This window comes from Vibrio sp. WZ-1 (assembly GCF_052037695.1).
Classification (GTDB): Bacteria; Pseudomonadota; Gammaproteobacteria; order Enterobacterales; family Vibrionaceae; genus Vibrio.
Genome location: NZ_JBQEQR010000079.1, coordinates 290,938 through 309,412 on the forward strand (window position 1 = coordinate 290,938; position 18,475 = coordinate 309,412).

Below are 18,475 nucleotides of genomic sequence, written 5' to 3' on the forward strand. Positions count from 1 at the left end.
GGGTTCCACAATGGAATGGCAATTAATTCTCACCCTGTTCGGTAGCTTTGCAGTCTTATTGACTATTGGCGTACCAGTTTCTTTCGCTATCGGCTTGTCATCGCTAGCCACTATTTTAATGAGCTTACCGTTAGAACCAGCTATCGCCGTTGTGGCGCAGCGTATGGCGGCAGGCCTTGATAACTTTGCTCTACTGGCAATCCCGTTCTTTATCTTGGCGGGTAACATCATGAACCAAGGCGGTATCGCACTGCGCCTGATTAACTTTGCTAAAGTGTTAGGTGGTCGTCTTCCTGGTTCTCTAGCGCACGTAAACGTGATGGCGAACATGATGTTTGGCTCTATTTCTGGCTCAGCGGTTGCGTCTGCAGCAGCGGTTGGCGGTACTATGTCTCCACTGCAAAAGAAAGACGGCTACGATGAGAACTTCTCTGCGGCAGTGAACATCACTTCTTGCCCATCTGGTTTGTTGATTCCGCCAAGTAACACTTTGATCGTGTTCTCATTGGTGTCTGGCGGTACGTCTATTGCGGCATTGTTCCTAGCGGGCTACATTCCTGGCATCTTGATGGGTCTAAGCATCATGGTGGTGGCAGGTATCATTGCAAAACGTCGTGGCTACCCTGTGGCAGCGCGTCCGTCTCTTGCAATGGTTTGGAATACCTTCTTGAAAGCGGCCCCGTCTCTAGCACTGATTGTGATCATCATGGGTGGCATCATTGGCGGTATCTTTACAGCAACAGAAGCATCAGCTATCGCCGTGGTTTATACCTTTGTGCTTGCGGTGCTGATTTACCGCGAAGTGAAATGGCGTGACATTCCAAAGATCATCCTAGAGTCTGCGGTCACCACTTCTATCGTATTGCTACTGGTTGGCGCATCAATGGGCATGTCTTGGGCGATGGCGAACGCCGACATCCCTTACATGATTGCAGATGCCCTACTTGCTATCTCTGACAACCCAATGATGATTCTATTGATCATCAACGTCATTCTGTTGATTGTCGGTATCTTCATGGATATGACACCAGCGGTACTTATCTTTACGCCTATCTTCCTGCCAATCGCACTAGATATGGGTATTGACCCAGTGCACTTCGGCATCATGATGACCTTCAACTTGGCTATCGGTATCTGTACCCCACCAGTAGGTAGTGCGTTGTTCATCGGTTGTTCTGTGGCGAACGTTGCCATCGACAAAGTGATTAAGCCTCTACTTCCATTCTACGTTGCACTGATTGCAGCACTAATGGCCGTGACCTTTATTCCTCAGCTAAGCCTGTTCTTGCCTAACCTTGTTCTTGGCTACTAAGCGCTGGGTTATAAGTTTTAGATTACGAATTATTAAAATACACCATCCCGCAGGTTCGCCTGCGGGAGAAGGGATACCAAAATGAAGACTATTTCGAATTCCACTCTGAATCACTACGTTCTGCTTCCGGACTACGACCGCTCAACGCTTAAAAGCCGTATTGTTCACCTTGGTTTCGGTGCTTTCCACCGTGCGCACCAAGCTTTATTCACCAATGAGATGCTGAGCAAAACGGGTTCTGATTGGGGCATTTGCGAAATCAACCTATTTGGCGGTGAAGACTTAATTCAATCACTGCGCGCGCAAGACCACCTCTACACAGTGGCAGAAAAAGGTGCAGAATCGACAGAAGTAAAAGTGATAGGTTCAGTCACCGAGTCACTGCACCCAAGCCTCGACAGCATTCAAGCGGTGCTAGAAAAAATGGCAGAGCCACAAGTGGCGATCGTTTCAATGACGATTACCGAAAAAGGCTACTGCGCTGACCCAGCGACGGGCACGCTTGATAAAAACAACCCGCTAGTCATTGCTGACCTTGCCAACCCAACGGAGCCAAAATCAGCATTGGGTTACATCGTGCAAGCACTGAAGATGCGCCGTGAACGCGGTCTGACGCCATTTACCGTGATGTCTTGCGATAACGTGCAAGAGAACGGTCACGTAGCAAAAGCTGCGGTACTTGAGTTCGCTCAATTGCTTGACCCTGAATTACGCGACTGGATTGAAACCAACGTTACCTTCCCTTGCACCATGGTTGACCGCATTGTGCCAGCAGCAACCGAAGAGACACTGACCGAAATCGCTGAGCTACTTGGCTGTGAAGATCCATGTGGCATCGCTTGTGAACCATTCCGCCAATGGGTTATCGAGGATAACTTCGTGGCAGGTCGCCCGGATTGGAACGTGACTGGCGCAGAATTTGTTGCCGACGTTGTGCCTTACGAAGAAATGAAGCTGCGCATGCTAAATGGTAGCCATTCGTTCCTAGCCTACCTAGGTTACCTTGGCGGTTACGCGCACATCTCTGACACCATGACAGATGAAGGCTACCGTAAAGCAGCATTCGACATGATGATGCAAGCGCAAGCCCCTTCGCTGACCATGCCAGAAGGCACCGATTTAGAAGGCTACGCCAAGCTGCTTATCGAGCGCTTCACTAACCCAAGCTTGAAACACAAAACATGGCAAATCGCGATGGATGGCAGCCAGAAGATCCCACAACGCATGGGCGGCAGCTTACGATTCCATCTTGCTCAAGGTTCTAACTTCTCATGGTTGGCAACAGCGATTGCAGGTTGGATGCGCTACGTATCTGGCGTGGACGAGCAAGGCAACGACATTGATGTTCGCGATCCAATGGCAGAGACACTACGTCAGATCTGCGACCAACACGGCTTGAACGTTTCTGTTGTGCCTGCGTTGCTCGCGGTTGAAGCAATATTCCCACCTGAGCTTGGTCAAAACCCACAAGTGATTGATGCGGTGAGCAGTGCTTACCAATCGCTGATTGATAACGGTGCTCGTGCCACTGTCGCTGCGCTGTAATAGGAGTTAACGATGAAGAATTTCTTGTGTGAAGACTTTTTACTCTCAAATGAAACTGCACGTCGCTTGTACCATGAATATGCGTTCCACCAGCCAATTTACGATTACCACTGCCACTTAAACCCAGCGGAAGTGGCGCAAAATCGTCAGTTCGATAACTTGGGTCAAATCTGGCTTGAAGGCGATCACTACAAATGGCGTGGCATGCGCTCAGCAGGCATTGAAGAGCGTTTGATTACAGGTGACGCGAGCGATTACGACAAATACATGGCGTGGGCGAAGACGGTTCCTCAAACCTTGGGTAACCCGCTTTACCACTGGACGCACCTAGAACTGCGTCGCCCATTCGGCATTACCAATACGTTGTTTAGCCCAGACACCGCTGATCAAATTTGGCACCAATGCAATGAGCTACTAGCGATCCCTGAATTTACGGCTCGCGGCATCATGCAGCAAATGAACGTCGTAATGGCGGGCACGACCGATGATCCTATCGATTCACTAGAACACCACAAAGCGATCGCAGAAGACGACACCTTTAACGTTAAAGTGCTGCCGAGTTGGCGTCCGGATAAAGCGTTCAAGATTGAATTGGACGTGTTTGCGGATTACATGCACAAATTGGGCAAAATAGCAGACATTGAAATTCGCCGCTTTGATGATTTATTGAGTGCGCTTGATAAACGTTTGGCACACTTTGATTCACATGGCTGTCGTGCGGCAGACCACGGTATTGAGATCGTCCGTTACGCGCCGATCCCAAGCGAGGCTGATTTAGATGCGTTGCTGGCTCGTCGTTTAAATGGCGAAGTACTGTCAGAGCTTGAATGTGCGCAGTTCTCTACCGCGGTTCAAGTTTGGCTCGGTAAACGCTACGCGCAATTGGGTTGGGTAATGCAGCTACATATTGGCGCACAGCGCAACAACAGCACACGCATGTTCCAACTGCTAGGTGCTGATGCTGGCTTTGACTCGATTGGCGATCGCCCATTTGCTTTTGAACTAGCACACCTGTTAGATGAAATGGACCAAACCAACGAGCTGCCTCGCACCATTCTTTACTGTTTGAACCCTCGTGATAACGAAATGATGGCGACCATGATTGGTAACTTCCAAGGTGGCGGCATCGCGGGCAAAGTGCAGTTTGGTTCAGGCTGGTGGTTCAACGACCAGAAAGACGGCATGCAACGCCAAATGGAACAGCTTTCTCAACTTGGTTTGCTCAGCCAATTCGTCGGCATGTTAACCGACTCGCGCAGCTTCTTGTCTTACACTCGTCACGAATACTTCCGCCGCATCTTGTGTGACATGGTCGGTCGTTGGGCAGAGAACGGCGAAGTTCCGAATGACCTATCGTTGCTTGGCCCTATGGTCGAAGACATCTGTTTTGGTAACGCAAAACGCTACTTTGAAGAGAGGGCGTAACCAATGAAGCACATCGCCATTATTGGTGAATGTATGATTGAGCTGAATGGCAAACCGTTCGGCTCAATGCATCAAACATTTGGTGGGGATACGCTCAACGCTGCGGTTTATTTGAGCCGCGGCTGCGAAGCCAATAGCAAACCTGATGAAGTTAAAATCTCTTACGTTACAGCGCTTGGCAATGACCCAATCAGTACGGGAATGCTGACTCGCTGGGAAGACGAAGGCGTATCAACAGACTTAGTGCTGCGCGATGAGACTCGCACGCCGGGTTTGTACTTGATTCAGCTTGATGACCAAGGCGAGCGTACGTTCCTATATTGGCGTAACCAATCAGCTGCGCGTTACTTACTTCAACATCCAAATTTTGGACTGGTTAAGCAAGCATTAACTCAAGTGGATGCGGTGTTTCTCAGCGGTATCTCTTTGGCCATCTTGCCAGAAGAAGACCGAATTTCACTGCTCAACTTATTGGTCGAACTGAAAGCTCAAGGTGTTGAAGTCGCGTTTGATAGTAACTTCCGTCCAGCACTATGGCCTCAAGACAATAATCAAACCGTCAAAAACGTTTACCAAGCCATGTATCAACTGACGGACGTTGCCTTAGTGACTTTTGATGATGAGCAATTGATCTGGGGTGACGATACACCAGAGCAAACCATTGAACGCCTTACCTCTCTTGGCGTGGGCAAATGCATCGTCAAGCTCGGCGCGGATGGCTGTTTGGTTCAAGACTCAACAAATCAGGGTTCGAGCGCGGCTCTGGCTCCACAAGCCGTGCCAACCCAACCTGTCGCTCAAGTGGTGGACACCACATCGGCGGGCGACTCATTCAATGGTGGCTTTTTATCGGCATACCTTGCTGGCGCCGATCTAGCGACCTCATGCCAAAGAGGCAACGCACTGGCAGGTGCTGTGATTCAACATCGCGGTGCCATCATTCCCAAAGCATTCACACAACCGGCGCTTGGCGTCGTTTAAGGAACACTCATGTCTAGCATTAAAGAACAATTAAAAACTCTGAAAGTTATTCCTGTTATCGCTATCGATAAAGCAGAAGACATTATCCCATTGGGTAAAGTATTGGCAGAAAATGGACTACCAGCCGCTGAAATCACTTTCCGCTCAGAAGCCGCGGTAGAAGCCATTCGTCTTCTGCGAGAAACCCAGCCAGACATGCTGATTGGCGCAGGTACGGTACTGAACCGCGAGCAAGCGATCGCAGCAAAAGAAGCGGGCGCAACGTTCATCGTATCGCCTGGCTTTAACCCAAATACCGTTAAAGCGTGCCAAGAAATCGGGATTGATATCGTACCAGGTGTGAACAACCCAAGCACGGTTGAAGCCGCGCTGGAAATGGGATTAACCACCTTGAAGTTCTTCCCTGCGGAAGCCTCTGGCGGCATCAACATGGTGAAATCACTGCTTGCGCCATATACCGACATCGAACTAATGCCAACAGGTGGCATTAACCCTGCAAACATCAAAGATTACTTAGCTATCCCGCGCGTATTGGCATGTGGTGGTACATGGATGGTAGACAAGAAACTGATTGAAGAAGGTAACTGGGAAGAGCTTGCACGCCTAACTCGCGAAGCAGTAGCGCTTGTGAATGAGTAATAATTCATAAGTAGCCTCAAGACTCTTGGGTAACCCCTTAGCGATTGAGATAAAGTGCCCAGCCCTCCCCTTATGGAGGGCTGATTCGTTCAAAGCATAGCTCAATTGATTGGGTTATCGCGGTAAGTAGATTCCTGATCTCGCCTAGGCTCGTCGAATGACGATATGACAAATATCGCCCTAATCGTCACCCTGAAAAGCAAGGCACGAGCGTGATTCAGGATCTACTCACAGAGCGAATCGAACTCTAAAAGAGCGGCAACTTTGCAGGATGCTCATTTGCCTACTCACTTAACGAGATGAATCAAAGTCCAAAACTCTAGGAAAATTAATGGAAAACTGGTTAGCACAAGCCGTTGGTGGCATCGCGTTTATGGTTGGCGTGATGGCATTCTGGCAGAAAGACGACATGCGCTTTCGCTATCAGATGATGGCGTTTTGCTTCATCATGGGTATTCACTTTACCCTAATGGGGGCAACCGTCGCCGCCATTGGCGTGATCATTAATGGCATTCGCAGTTTCGCCTCAATCAAAACTCAATCGCGCAAAGTGATGTGGTTCTTCATTGCATTGATGTGGCTAATGACCCTTCCAAACATCACTCACTTTTTTGAGCTACTCACGGTAATCGGATCATCGGTCGCCACTTGGGCGCTCTTTTCCAAACAAAGCATCACCCTACGCAGCTTAATTTTGTTTAATTCCTTCTGCTGGGTCAGCCACAATATTTGGCTTGGCTCTATCGGCGGCTCATTGGTCGAAAGTACATTTATCATCACCAACTTACTGACTATATATCGCTTGTATCAATCAAATAAAATTAATAATCAGATGAAAACTGTGAATGATAACTGATGTATTTGTCCCTTTTTATAATCAAGTAATCGTTCCGAAGTAAATAATAGCAGCCATGATATTACATAGAATTTGGAAGCAACCTAACACTTATGTAAATACATGATTTAAATGAAATTAATCAAAAACATCTCAATTCGAAATCACGATAACATTTAATGTGGTCAACCTATTTTTAATAATAGATTGAGTTAAATCACCTAAATAAAAAATATGGTGATCCAAATCTGTAGTTTAATTAAATTTGGTTAACCAAAATACGGGTAATTATTAATATTTGTCTAGAACAAACAACTATACCAACATTAGGACAGCGACATGAAACGTCTTACCCAACTCACTCCTATCGCAGTGGCGCTTGTTCTCGCAGGGTGTAACTCATCCGACGATGACAACAGCTATGTTCAACCAGAAGTCTTCTCTCGAGTACATGACGTACTGAGTGTTGATGGTTATCAATTCAGAGACTCCAATGGCAACGGAACGTTAGAACCATTCGAAGATTGGCGCCTAACACCAGAAGAGCGTGCCGCCGATCTTGTTAGCCGAATGACGCTGGAAGAAAAAGCCGGCATGATGCTGATTGACACTCTCAATTCTGGTGAAGGTGGTGTCGTGACAAGCAAAGGTCAAGACATGATCGCCGACGCTCAGATGACCCGCTTTATTTTCCGTAATAGTGTGGTTGAAACGCCGGAAAACGCCCCGAACTGCGACAGCGGACGCTCTGGTTGCCAAATCTCGCCGAAAGAAGCAGCCACCTTCATGAACAACGTTCAAGAGTTACGAGAGAAAACCCGCATGGGTATTCCTGCTCTATTTAAGTCCAATGCACGCAACCACATCGACCCATCTGCAAAAGCGGGTATCAACGTCTCTTCGGGTGCATTCTCGGCTTGGCCAAAAGAAGCTGGACTTGCAGCCACTCGCGATATGGCGCTGATTGAAGAGTTTGCGGGCATCATGAATGAAGAATGGTCATCGATTGGTTTACGCAGTATGTATGGCTACATGATGGACTTAGCGACAGAGCCTCGCTGGTACCGCGTACATGAAACCTTTACAGAAGACGCGGATCTTGCGGCAGATATCATGCGCTCTTTGATCAACGGTCTACAAGGTGGTGGAGCCATTGACCAAGACAGTATCGCCCTTACGATCAAACACTTCCCTGGTGGTGGTCCTCAAGAAAACGGCGGTGATCCGCACTACGACTTTGGCCAAAACCAAGTTTATCCAAAAGACAACTTTGACTACCATTTGATTCCGTTTATCGCAGCAATCGATGCTGGGGCTTCTTCCATCATGCCTTACTACGGTATCCCTGTAGATCAGAAGTGGATGCCAAACGATGTGGGCATGTCCTTCTCTAAAGGCATTGTCACCGACCTACTGCGCGGTGAGCTAGGCTACACCGGTAATGTCAACTCCGATACAGGTATCATCGGCGACAGAGCATGGGGTGTAGAAGACAAAACCATTGATGAGCAAGTTGCGATGGTGATTGAGGCTGGTGTTGATGTGTTATCAGGCTTTAATGACAAAGACGTCATCGTGAATTTGGTCAACAAAGGGCTGATTGACGAAGAACGTGTCGACCTCTCAGTAACCCGCCTAGTCAAAGAGCAATTCCAACTTGGCTTGTTTGAAAACACTTACGTGGACGTAAGCAATGCACAAGAAATCTTAGGCAATGCCGAACATCAAGAGCGCGCAGATTACGCTCAGAAGAAATCCGTGGTTCTGTTGCAAAATACAGAGAAGACACTGCCGCTTGCTAAACCAAGTACGGACAAAGCAGTTTCGCTCTACGTGATGGGTATGGATGAAACCATCGCAGGTGATGAACGTTATGGCTTTGACGTGACGTCTGGTGATTACGAAGAGGGGGAAGTTCGCCCAACAGTACCTGCAGGAACCGATTACGCCGTTATTCGCGTCCGCGTTTCCAACGAAGGTGCGGATCCTGAGCTTATCTTTGGTGGTGCAAACCCTGATGAACTCGACCTGCTGGCGTTCAGCCAAATGGCAACCGCGGCATCATGGACAATAGAACCAAGCCTAACCGATATCCAAGCTGTCATGAGTGAAGTTGGCGCAGAAAATACCGTGCTTTCGATTAACTTCCGTCAACCGTTTGTACTGGATGATGCAAGCAACATGAAAAAAGCAGGCGCAATCTTAGCCACCTTTGGTGTATCAGATAGCAACCTAATGGAAGTCCTTTCAGGCAACTTTGCGCCACAAGGTAAGCTTCCATTTGCACTAGCAAACAGCGCACAAGCCATTTTGAACCAACACTCCGACTACCCAGGTTATGACGAAGCGGACACGCTATATGAATTTGGTCACGGACTAAGCTACAAATAATCTTTTACCCATCTAGCTAGGCAGCGTCTCAACGCTGCCTTTGCTGGATCAACTTGAGGAATTAACCATGGAACACATACTGCAGTTAGACTGGGTTGACCAAAGCATTCCCCATAAAGTTTGGGTGGAACAATACTACGATGGTTGCCGCATTTGCTTAAAAGTCGTTAAAGATGTTGAGCCTGAAATGCTCTCGCTTGTGGTACCAAATATTGAAGTAAAAAACGTTCGTCAGGCGTGGCAAGGAAAAGCCATCAACATCACACCCGCTTATGATGATGGCGCACTTTTCACCCAAACACGCTCTCTGTTCAACCTACCCCACGGATGTGTGATTTGGGCTGTCACTCATATCAAGATGCAAAATGGGTTAAAGATGTCCGCAGACAAACTCTGTTTTGTACCCAAACATTCAAAGCAAGAACCTTGCTTTCAGCAAGCGCGTCACTCAGAAGCATGTTAAATCGACAAGATCAGCCTCATCGCTGATCTTGTATTTATATGTATCGCGTCTTTGTATTGAACCAAACTCGACGTAACCAAACTAATGAGGCTAGTGCTTCTGTTACAGCAACGATTTACGACTAGGTAGGAACACTTCACCTAACATGCAGCGTACGGAACCACCACCAATAGATTCGATGGTAGAAACATCGAATGGCAGCAATTTACCGTGTGTCGCTAGTTGATTTCTTTGTGCTGGAGAGAATGCATCGTAAGCCGATTGAGACATGGCAATCACCTTGTCGCCTCGCACTGATTCCAGTTGCAATATGTTGCCGCAGAACTGGTTCATCTGCTCTAGAGAAATCGAGATCACTTGCTTGTCTTTCGCTAACGACTTCAAAACAAAACGACGTTCAAATTCTGGGATCACTTCATCGCAAATCACACAGAACTGTTCACCCACCGCCATCATCACATTCGTATGGTAAATAGGTGCACCGGATGGCAAACGCGTTTGGAAAGAAATCACACGCTCGTAACCGATGCGCTTGGCATAGTCTTCTAACACAAGTCGATCACAACGTTGTGAAAGGGCCGCATAGACGGTTTTATTGAAGTGATCGAACACCATAACGCCAGTACTTTCTAGGTAAGCTTGCTCATCTAGGTATTCTGTTAATGATTCTTGTTGATGTACTTCGCGCCCCGCTTGCGCTAGTGCGGCAACCAATGCATCCGGACGAACCTCTTGCTGGCGATTTTCACACGCCATTGGGAATGTATATAAAGAACCTTCCGGCGTCGTACTAAACCAGTTATTTGGGAATACAGCATCTGGCGTAGCGATATCAGATCGTGGGTAATCAAACTCTACTACTTGCACACCTGCTTTGCGCAGAGCCACAACCATTGCAGAAAACTCAGCCATCGCACTGTGGGAGACTTCTTCTTGCGTCAGAGACACTTGGTGTTGAAACTCGTTGTCTTGCGCGGTTTCTTCATTAAAACAAAACTCTTTCGGCGGAACCATCACAACGCAATTAGCGGTATGACGCTGAGCACTTTGCGTGCTTTCTTCTGGTTCACGTGCATTCTGAGGCACTGATTCGTGTAATAGCATCCATCTCAACCCTTATCACTAGAATGAGAAGATTGTAAAATTATTGTTAACCGAAATTTTACTTTTTTTAATAACAATTCCATCAACCAAAAGTAAAGTTTGCTGCAAAAACACACACCAACCCGACTTTTTATTGTCACTTTGTAGGTTTGCTGCTTTATAGCATGTGAATGACATTCTCAAGAACAATGCACTGGTGACATAACCAACTAGTTACATTTAAAAAGCAATCGGTTAGACTATTTTTTCGCCTCTCTCACATACGAAATTTGTCTGCTTTCTGGCTAGCAGACCACAATATGTCTTACCCCATGCTCGGTATTAACTGCTTCGTCCAAAGCAGGAAGAATTGATGGATTCAATTACTGAGATGGCAACTATTAACTTTAGGATGAGTTATGTTTAAACGATTTGAAGGCTTTACCGAGCCATTCCCCAAATCAAACCCTGATCAGCCCCCCTCTGGGATCTTTGCGTTTTTACGCCACTATACTCGTGGTTATGAAAAACCGTTGATCATCATGTCTCTGATGTCGACTATTGTTGCGATCGTCGAAGTATCGCTGTTTGGCGCGATGGGACAACTGGTTGATTGGCTATCTACAAGTAATCCAGAAACATTTCTACAAGACAATAAAGGCGATCTCTACTTCTATGGCAGCTTGTTGCTGATCGTCATGCCAGTTTTGGTGGTGATCTACTCTTTACTGATCCACCAAACCTTACTTGGCAACTATCCAATGTCTATTCGTTGGCTAGCACACCGCTATTTGCTCAATCAAAGCTTAAACTTCTACCAAGATGATTTTGCTGGCCGTGTAGCCACTAAAGTGATGCAAACCTCTTTAGCTGTGCGAGAAACCGTCATGAAGACCATGGACGTATTTGTCTACGTCACGGTTTACTTCACCAGCATCATCGTCATGCTGGCGGCTGCCGACTGGCGCTTGATGATTCCTATGCTGATATGGCTAGCCGCTTACATTGCTATTCAAATTTACTTTGTTCCTAAGCTAAAACAGGTAGCAACCGAGCAGGCAGATGCCCGTTCAACCATGACCGGACGTATTGTCGATAGCTACACCAATATTCAAACCGTGAAACTGTTCTCTCATAGCAAACGAGAAACGCAGTATGCCGAAGAAGGTATGAAAGGCTTCCTCAATACGGTTTATCGTCAAATGCGCTTAGTTACGGGCTTTGATGTCGCAGTGGAAATCTCCAATTATATCTTGGTGTTTTCCGTGGCTGCACTTTCTATCTTCCTTTGGTTAGATAGCGCAATCAGTGTTGGTGCAATTGCGATTGCGATCAGTTTAGCGCTGCGTATCAACGGTATGTCTATGTGGATCATGTGGGAGGTCGGCGCCCTGTTTGAAAATATGGGTACCGTTGTCGATGGTATGAAAACGCTCTCTAAACCTATCGATATCCAAGACAAACCGGGAGCGAAAGATCTACAAGTGTCTAACGGTGGTATCCACTTTGACAACGTCAGTTTCCATTACGGTGAGAAAAAAGGCGTGATCAGCAACCTTGATCTCAATATCAAACCCGGTGAAAAAGTCGGTTTGGTTGGCCGCTCTGGTGCTGGTAAATCGACCTTGGTAAACCTATTACTTCGTTTCCATGATGTTGAAGAAGGCTGCATTAAAATTGATGGTCAAGAGATCTCAAGCGTAACTCAGGACTCTTTGCGTTCAAAGATTGGTATGGTAACGCAAGATACCTCTCTGCTGCACCGCTCTATCCGTGACAATATCCTGTATGGCAATCCAGATGCCACAGAAGAAGAGCTACTAAAAGCAACCAAGCAGGCGCACGCACACGAGTTTATCGACACACTGACTGACCCATTTGGAAACGTTGGTTACGATGCTCAAGTTGGTGAACGTGGTGTGAAGTTATCTGGCGGTCAACGTCAACGTATTGCTATCTCACGGGTACTACTTAAAGACGCGCCATTGCTGGTTCTTGATGAGGCAACCTCTGCATTGGATTCAGAAGTCGAAGCCGCTATTCAAGAAAGCTTGAACGAGCTGATGCAAGGAAAAACGGTTATCGCCATTGCACACCGCTTATCGACTATTGCTCAAATGGATCGTTTGATTGTGCTCGATAAAGGCAATATCGTCGAGCAAGGCACGCACAAAGAGCTTATCGCTAACAACGATATTTATGCTCAACTTTGGGCTCACCAAACTGGGGGGTTCCTTGGTGAGGAGATAGAAGATAAGCGAGCTTAAGCAATAAATGCCTCAAAGCAAAACACCGCCTTTCGGCGGTGTTTTATTATCTGATGCTCAAAGCTATGGCGCTAAGCGATCAATATCCCACTCACCATCGTGCTGAGAGAATAAGAAACGGTCATGCAAACGGTGCTCACCACCTTGCCAAAATTCAATACTTTGAGGTTTGACTCGGAAGCCCCCCCAAAAGGTAGGCACGGGAATCTCGCCTTTGGCAAATTTCTGTTTCAGCTCCAGAAATTTTCCTTCTAAAACACCTCGGGCTGAGATTCGACTACTTTGCTTACTCGCAATGGCCGCTAACTGGCTCTCTTTTGGACGTGAAGTAAAGTACTTCATGTTCTCCAGTGGTGACAGTTTCTCTGCGATGCCGGTAATATGGATTTGTCGCTCAAGCGGATGCCATGGGAAATGGAGGCTGATATTACTGTTATGCTCAAGATGCTGAGCTTTACGGCTGCCTAAGTTAGTGTAAAAAACGAAGCCGTCTTTATCGACGTTCTTAAGCAAAACAATGCGTTGAAATGGCATACCGTTTTCATCAACCGTGGCAACTGTCATTGCTGTTGGATCAGTCAAGCCCGCTTGGATTGCTTGCTCCAACCATAAATTAAATTGGTCGATTGGATCCGCTTTTAGGTCTTTACGGCGTAAGCCACCTTTTGTGTATTCACGGCGGATGTCGGAAAGTTCCATCTTCACTCCTTCACTATTTTTTCTCGATTGTGCGCTCGATGATGGGGAATTACAAGGTCAGCCTTGTTAGCGCAAAGGTCATGGGCCCTCACCCTACTCTTTGAGACACAGATATTCCTTGTTCAAACCCACAAAATTCAGATCTAATTCTCGTTGTGGTTGTGGCTCAATGTACCTTTAAATACCTTTTGATAACATGGCGTTAAAAACCAGTGAGCACGCCGTGAATATACTCAGCCCCAAAGCCATTCGGCATTTTGTTTTATTGATTAGCGCGATAGGACTCGCGGGGTTGCTACTTACCCACTACTATGCGATGCAATATCAACAACGCCAATGGCAGGCGACTCTTACTACATTGGCCAATCAAGTTTCACAAAAGATCGACGCAGAACTGGCTAAGTTTGAACAGATCCCCAATTTACTAAGCCATGATCCTCGCCTGTTAGCTGCGGTGAAAAACCAAACTTCTTCACCCTCACTGAATCCACTATTATCAGATTGGCTCAAGCAAAGCCTTGCCGACACTATCTATGTTCATGATAAAAACGGCGTCGTAATCGCATCAAGCAACTTTGATCAGGCTGATAGTTTTATTGGCGCAGATTTTAGCTTTAGGCCCTATTTTCAAGATGCGATGAAAGGCGAGAAAGCTCAATATGTTGCTTTAGGGGCTCGTTCAAATAAACGCGGGTACTTTTTCTCTTCTCCTCTAATCATTGACGGGAATGTTGCTGGTGTTATCACGGTAAAAGTAAATCTTGAACAACTCGAACAAAGCCTTGCTCAAGAATCAACGGATATACTCGTTGCAGACGAACACAATATTGTGTTTATGAGCAATTTGCCCAACTGGCGGTACAAAGCGCTGTTTCCCTTAACAAAAGCTCAAACGAATTATCTCACGCTTACACAACAGTATGGTGAATCATTACCTCAATACCGTAGTGATGTTACCCAGAACAGTGATATTTCTAATTTTGAGCACTCATCTTTGCTGATCTCCGAACAATATCTTGCCTTTGCTGAGCCTTTACATGCTAAGGATTATCGGGTTATTGCAATAATCACAAAAAATGAAATTCTGATGACCGTATTGCAAGCCGACGTCATCTTTCTCATTTTTTACTGCTTAATGAGCCTAATCGCATTCGCTTGGTTTCAAATGATGGTCAACAAAGCCCGTTTAGCTGAAATGAATGTCAGCCTGGAAGAGAAAGTAACGCAGCGTACCATCGTATTAAGCCAAGCCAATCAAAAGCTGCAGCAAACTATTAGTCAATATCAGCTGAGCCAACAAGAATTGAAACAAACTCAACAAGAACTCACCCAAGCAGCAAAGCTGGCTTTATTAGGGGAGCTTTCAGCCAGCATTAACCATGAAATTAACCAACCTCTAGCCGCACTGAGAACATACACAGAAAATTCTCAGCGTTTGATGGCAATGGAACAGTACCCGATGGTCACAGACAATCTGGATAAAATGCTGAACTTAAACGATACGATTTCTGAGGTGATTGCTCGCTTAAAAGTATTTACTCGTCGAACAGATCAAAATACACACAATGAAATCGCCAATTTGCATGATTCTGTTCACAACGCTACTAGCATACTAAGTAACAAATTGATAAAGCTAGGCGTCACACTAAAAGTCCCAACCATTCACCACAACATAAACTTGGCTATTCACAGCGTCGAGCTAGAGCAAGTGTTGATTAATCTTTTTCACAATGCAGCCCAAGCGATGGATGGCCGACGTATTGACCCTCAGATATCACTGGCCGTTCAGTGTCACGATAATTTATGCGACATTTTAGTTTCTGATAATGGTCCAGGAATGTCAGATTCTTCATTGGAGAAAGTATTTGATCCTTTCTTTACAACCAAACCGGAAGGCTTAGGGCTAGGCCTTACGATTTCTAAAAGGATTTTGGAAAGCTACGGTGGCAGTTTGACTGCATTTAATCACGGTGACAGGAATACCGATAATTTAGCCGGCATGACCTTTGTGATCACTGTTCCTCTCGTAGCAGAACCTACGGAGCAATCTCATGAATAATCTGATCTACTTTGTCGATGATGAACCCCACATTCGTGATGCTGTATCCCAAGCATTAATGATTGAAGGCTTAACCGTTACTTGCTTTCCAAATGCCATAGAAGCACTCCGTGAAATCGACGTGCAAACGCCAGCAGTAGTTATCACGGACATTCATATGCCCGTGATGGATGGGCTCGAATTCATGAAAACCCTACTGAGCAAAAATGCACACTTTCAAGTCATTGTTCTCACTGGACATGGTGACGTTAAAACGGCGGTGGAAGCAATGAAAGCTGGGGCCTATGATTTTTTGGAGAAGCCCTTCTCAACAGAACAGTTAATGAAGTCATTGAACAATGCCAACGACAAACTACTGTTACTTCAAGAAAACGTATGGCTTAAAAAAGAGCTCGACATGCAAACTCATGTTGGCCCAAAGATGATCGGTCATAGCCAAGCAATGGTAGCAGTGCGTCGAACCATCATTAGCAGTACGCCCAATAAACCTATGATGTTCCTTGGTGAAGAAGGGACTGGTCGACGCTTAGCTGCACAATTTGCCCACGATATTCACGCAACGCCAGACAGCGAACTGCTTATTGCTTCAGGGTACGATCTATCTGAACTTTCTGATGAAGCATTTAGCAAAAGTATTGATTATCTGACGCAAGACAAACCATCATCCAGTTTGTACGTCCACAGTATCGAAAATCTCTCTGCCGATCGTTGGGATAAACTGGTGCAGCATCCTGGACTGAAACGTGTTTTAGGCGCAGGAGTCAGTGCAAGCATCGACATTCAAAACACCGCTCTCGTGATTCACTTACCCACGTTAGACGAGCGAAAAGAAGATATCGCACCGTTATACAAACACTTTGTCCGTTACTCTGCGAGCCGATATCAGTTGCAGCCACCACAAATCACATTGGAAGAACTAAACCAAATCACACAAATGTCATGGCCTGAGAACATCAAACAGCTACGACAGTTCGCCGAGCTACGCGCACTAAAACCAGCTGCGTTTCCAATGAGCGAATGGAGTAACGAACGCAGCATTGAGCTTCAAAGTATGACTCAGCGCACAGAACACTTTGAATACTGTTTGTTATTTGATGCTTTACAACGCCATAAAGGCAGGCTCAAAGAGGTTCAACTAGAATTGAACGTGTCACGCAAGACATTGTATGACAAGCTAAAAAAGCATCAGTTGGATAAAACACAGTTCAAGGCCTAGATAGAATTAATTTATTGATCCTGTCGCTATTACTTAACATGGTCAATAAATGAGAATAAAATCAAAAAGATATTTATTCTTTATAAAACAAGGAATGTAATGAGCCGAGATAACTACAACAAACTCAGCAACGAAGAGTTGGACTTTGTTGACGACAAGACCGCGGCATTGCTTCTCAATACGCCAAGTAGCGCCCGTTTAATGCTTTGGGTAATGGTGCTCTTTTTTGCTGCTGCTATTGGCTGGGCATCTTGGGCAGAGATTGATAAAGTGACCGTTGGCCAAGGAAAAGTCATTCCTTCATCCCAAATACAAGTCGTTCAGAACTTAGAAGGGGGGTTGGTCAAAGAAATTCTGGTCAAAGAGGGCCAACAAGTCGAAAAAGGTCAACAATTGCTTTTGATTGATGACACACGCTTTCGCTCTGACTTTCGCGAACGAGAACAGCAAGTAGCCAACTTAACCGCTTCCGTTTTACAACTTTCCGCTTCTATTAGCAGTGTTGAAGTTAACCGCGATTTTGATGAGAAAAATTGGGAAGATAGCGTTCAACTCGATTATGGAAAGCTGACTTTTCCACCTATTTTGGAAGAAAATCAACCTAAGCTAACAAAAAGACAAAAGGCAGAGTACCGCGAAGATCTCGACAATCTGCGTAACCAAATGTCAGTGATTGATCAACAGGTAAAGCAGAAGCAGCAGGATCTGGTTGAGATAGAAGCTCGCGTACGCAACCTACGTCAAAGCTACTCATTTGCTAAGAAAGAACTGGATATTACCAAGCCTCTTGCCGACGAAGGCGTCGTTCCGCGTATTGAGTTGCTGAAACTACAACGCCAGGTTAACGAGTCTCGCCGTGAGATGACATCAAGCGAACTTAAAATTCCGGTGATCAAATCTTCGATCAAAGAAGCGATGTTGAACCGGATAGATGTGGCACTTAAGTTTCGTTCGGAGCAACAAGAGAAGCTCAATAAAACTCAAGATCAGTTGTCTGCGTTAGTTGAGTCTACAGTTGGGTTAGAAGATCGTGTAAACCGGACTATCGTCGTTTCACCTGTAACAGGTACGATCAAAACATTAAACGTCAACACGGTTGGCGGTGTAATTCAGCCTGGTATGGACATTGTAGAAATCGTACCAACCGAAGATACTTTATTGGTAGAAGCAAAAATTGCTCCTCAAGATATTGCATTCTTACGTCCTGATTTGCACGCCATCGTTAAGTTTACCGCTTATGACTTCACTAAATATGGGGGCTTAGAAGGGGTACTCGAGCACATCAGTGCAGACACCACTCAGGACGAAGAAGGCAACAGTTTTTATATCGTTCGCGTGCGTACTGATAAAACCAATTTTGGTAAAGGTGCCGATCTGCCGATTATTCCGGGTATGACAGCATCCGTTGATATCATCACTGGTAAGCGAACAGTATTGGAATACCTATTGAAGCCAATATTGAGCGCAAAAAATAACGCATTAAAGGAGTAAGCATCCGAAACAAAGATCCGATCAACGCACTCAAGTTAAGTGAGTTCTCAATGACGAACATTGATCGTG

At 45.9% G+C, this 18,475-nt stretch carries 14 protein-coding genes; 12 read left to right on the forward strand and 2 right to left on the reverse strand.

Translation table 11 applies throughout. The features are described from left to right. Window positions 1–10 precede the first annotated feature (10 nt). The 8 genes from ACTS60_RS16055 (at window position 11) to ACTS60_RS16090 (ending at window position 9,591) form a co-directional block, all read left to right on the forward strand. Window positions 11–1,312, forward strand: coding sequence for a TRAP transporter large permease (locus ACTS60_RS16055; RefSeq protein ID WP_009706640.1), 1,302 nt, complete (start codon window positions 11–13; stop codon window positions 1,310–1,312). A gap of 81 nt (window positions 1,313–1,393) precedes the next feature. Beyond that, window positions 1,394–2,857, forward strand: a complete 1,464-nt coding sequence (locus ACTS60_RS16060; protein WP_440889061.1) for a mannitol dehydrogenase family protein — start codon at window positions 1,394–1,396, stop codon at window positions 2,855–2,857. A gap of 12 nt (window positions 2,858–2,869) precedes the next feature. Further along, complete coding sequence (gene uxaC, locus ACTS60_RS16065; RefSeq protein WP_440889062.1) at window positions 2,870–4,282, forward strand: glucuronate isomerase; 1,413 nt, start codon at window positions 2,870–2,872, stop codon at window positions 4,280–4,282. Between the two features lie 3 nt (window positions 4,283–4,285). Beyond that, entirely contained in the window at window positions 4,286–5,263 is a 978-nt protein-coding gene (locus tag ACTS60_RS16070; protein WP_440889063.1) for a sugar kinase, read from the forward strand. A 9-nt stretch (window positions 5,264–5,272) separates the two neighbouring features. Next, window positions 5,273–5,902, forward strand: a complete 630-nt coding sequence (locus ACTS60_RS16075) for a bifunctional 4-hydroxy-2-oxoglutarate aldolase/2-dehydro-3-deoxy-phosphogluconate aldolase (RefSeq protein WP_029853939.1) — start codon at window positions 5,273–5,275, stop codon at window positions 5,900–5,902. Between the two features lie 331 nt (window positions 5,903–6,233). Beyond that, window positions 6,234–6,758 carry a YgjV family protein gene (locus ACTS60_RS16080; protein WP_440889064.1) on the forward strand — a complete coding sequence of 175 codons (525 nt, stop codon included), beginning with the start codon at window positions 6,234–6,236 and terminating at the stop codon, window positions 6,756–6,758. A 318-nt stretch (window positions 6,759–7,076) separates the two neighbouring features. Beyond that, window positions 7,077–9,128, forward strand: coding sequence for a glycoside hydrolase family 3 N-terminal domain-containing protein (locus ACTS60_RS16085; protein WP_440889065.1), 2,052 nt, complete (start codon window positions 7,077–7,079; stop codon window positions 9,126–9,128). Between the two features lie 67 nt (window positions 9,129–9,195). After that, the gene (locus tag ACTS60_RS16090; protein ID WP_440889066.1) at window positions 9,196–9,591 is read left to right on the forward strand and encodes a hypothetical protein; all 396 of its coding nucleotides are present in this window, start codon (window positions 9,196–9,198) and stop codon (window positions 9,589–9,591) included. A 102-nt stretch (window positions 9,592–9,693) separates the two neighbouring features. On the opposite strand, the gene ACTS60_RS16095 is transcribed toward ACTS60_RS16090, so the two are convergent. Then, entirely contained in the window at window positions 9,694–10,695 is a 1,002-nt protein-coding gene (locus ACTS60_RS16095; protein ID WP_440889067.1) for an arginine deiminase-related protein, read from the reverse strand. Between the two features lie 398 nt (window positions 10,696–11,093). On the opposite strand from ACTS60_RS16095, the gene ACTS60_RS16100 reads away from it, so the two are divergent. After that, window positions 11,094–12,941: an ABC transporter ATP-binding protein gene (locus tag ACTS60_RS16100; protein ID WP_440889068.1), complete on the forward strand. Its 1,848-nt coding sequence runs from the start codon at window positions 11,094–11,096 to the stop codon at window positions 12,939–12,941. A 63-nt stretch (window positions 12,942–13,004) separates the two neighbouring features. Here ACTS60_RS16100 and pdxH read toward each other — a convergent pair whose 3' ends face one another. Continuing rightward, complete coding sequence (gene pdxH / locus ACTS60_RS16105) at window positions 13,005–13,640, reverse strand: pyridoxamine 5'-phosphate oxidase (protein ID WP_440889069.1); 636 nt, start codon at window positions 13,638–13,640, stop codon at window positions 13,005–13,007. 196 nt (window positions 13,641–13,836) lie between these two features. On the opposite strand from pdxH, the gene ACTS60_RS16110 reads away from it, so the two are divergent. From ACTS60_RS16110 to ACTS60_RS16120, 3 genes are all read left to right on the forward strand, one after another. After that, window positions 13,837–15,699, forward strand: a complete 1,863-nt coding sequence (locus ACTS60_RS16110; protein WP_440889070.1) for a sensor histidine kinase — start codon at window positions 13,837–13,839, stop codon at window positions 15,697–15,699. Further along, a complete protein-coding gene (locus tag ACTS60_RS16115; RefSeq protein WP_440889071.1) occupies window positions 15,692–16,915 on the forward strand; it encodes a sigma-54-dependent transcriptional regulator in 1,224 nt (407 codons plus the stop codon). Before ACTS60_RS16110 ends, ACTS60_RS16115 begins: the two co-directional genes overlap by 8 nt. A 99-nt stretch (window positions 16,916–17,014) precedes the next feature. Continuing rightward, window positions 17,015–18,406: an HlyD family type I secretion periplasmic adaptor subunit gene (locus ACTS60_RS16120; RefSeq protein ID WP_440889072.1), complete on the forward strand. Its 1,392-nt coding sequence runs from the start codon at window positions 17,015–17,017 to the stop codon at window positions 18,404–18,406. Window positions 18,407–18,475: the final 69 nt, after the last annotated feature.

Bases quoted from the DNA above. Each gene is read 5' to 3' on its own strand.
- ACTS60_RS16055 (WP_009706640.1), top strand. From the start codon at position 11: ATGGAATGGCAATTAATTCTCACCCTGTTCGGTAGCTTTGCAGTCTTA.
- ACTS60_RS16060 (WP_440889061.1), top strand. From the start codon at position 1,394: ATGAAGACTATTTCGAATTCCACTCTGAATCACTACGTTCTGCTTCCG.
- uxaC (WP_440889062.1), top strand. From the start codon at position 2,870: ATGAAGAATTTCTTGTGTGAAGACTTTTTACTCTCAAATGAAACTGCA.
- ACTS60_RS16070 (WP_440889063.1), top strand. From the start codon at position 4,286: ATGAAGCACATCGCCATTATTGGTGAATGTATGATTGAGCTGAATGGC.
- ACTS60_RS16075 (WP_029853939.1), top strand. From the start codon at position 5,273: ATGTCTAGCATTAAAGAACAATTAAAAACTCTGAAAGTTATTCCTGTT.
- ACTS60_RS16080 (WP_440889064.1), top strand. From the start codon at position 6,234: ATGGAAAACTGGTTAGCACAAGCCGTTGGTGGCATCGCGTTTATGGTT.
- ACTS60_RS16085 (WP_440889065.1), top strand. From the start codon at position 7,077: ATGAAACGTCTTACCCAACTCACTCCTATCGCAGTGGCGCTTGTTCTC.
- ACTS60_RS16090 (WP_440889066.1), top strand. From the start codon at position 9,196: ATGGAACACATACTGCAGTTAGACTGGGTTGACCAAAGCATTCCCCAT.
- ACTS60_RS16095 (WP_440889067.1), bottom strand. From the start codon at position 10,695: ATGCTATTACACGAATCAGTGCCTCAGAATGCACGTGAACCAGAAGAA.
- ACTS60_RS16100 (WP_440889068.1), top strand. From the start codon at position 11,094: ATGTTTAAACGATTTGAAGGCTTTACCGAGCCATTCCCCAAATCAAAC.
- pdxH (WP_440889069.1), bottom strand. From the start codon at position 13,640: ATGGAACTTTCCGACATCCGCCGTGAATACACAAAAGGTGGCTTACGC.
- ACTS60_RS16110 (WP_440889070.1), top strand. From the start codon at position 13,837: ATGGCGTTAAAAACCAGTGAGCACGCCGTGAATATACTCAGCCCCAAA.
- ACTS60_RS16115 (WP_440889071.1), top strand. From the start codon at position 15,692: ATGAATAATCTGATCTACTTTGTCGATGATGAACCCCACATTCGTGAT.
- ACTS60_RS16120 (WP_440889072.1), top strand. From the start codon at position 17,015: ATGAGCCGAGATAACTACAACAAACTCAGCAACGAAGAGTTGGACTTT.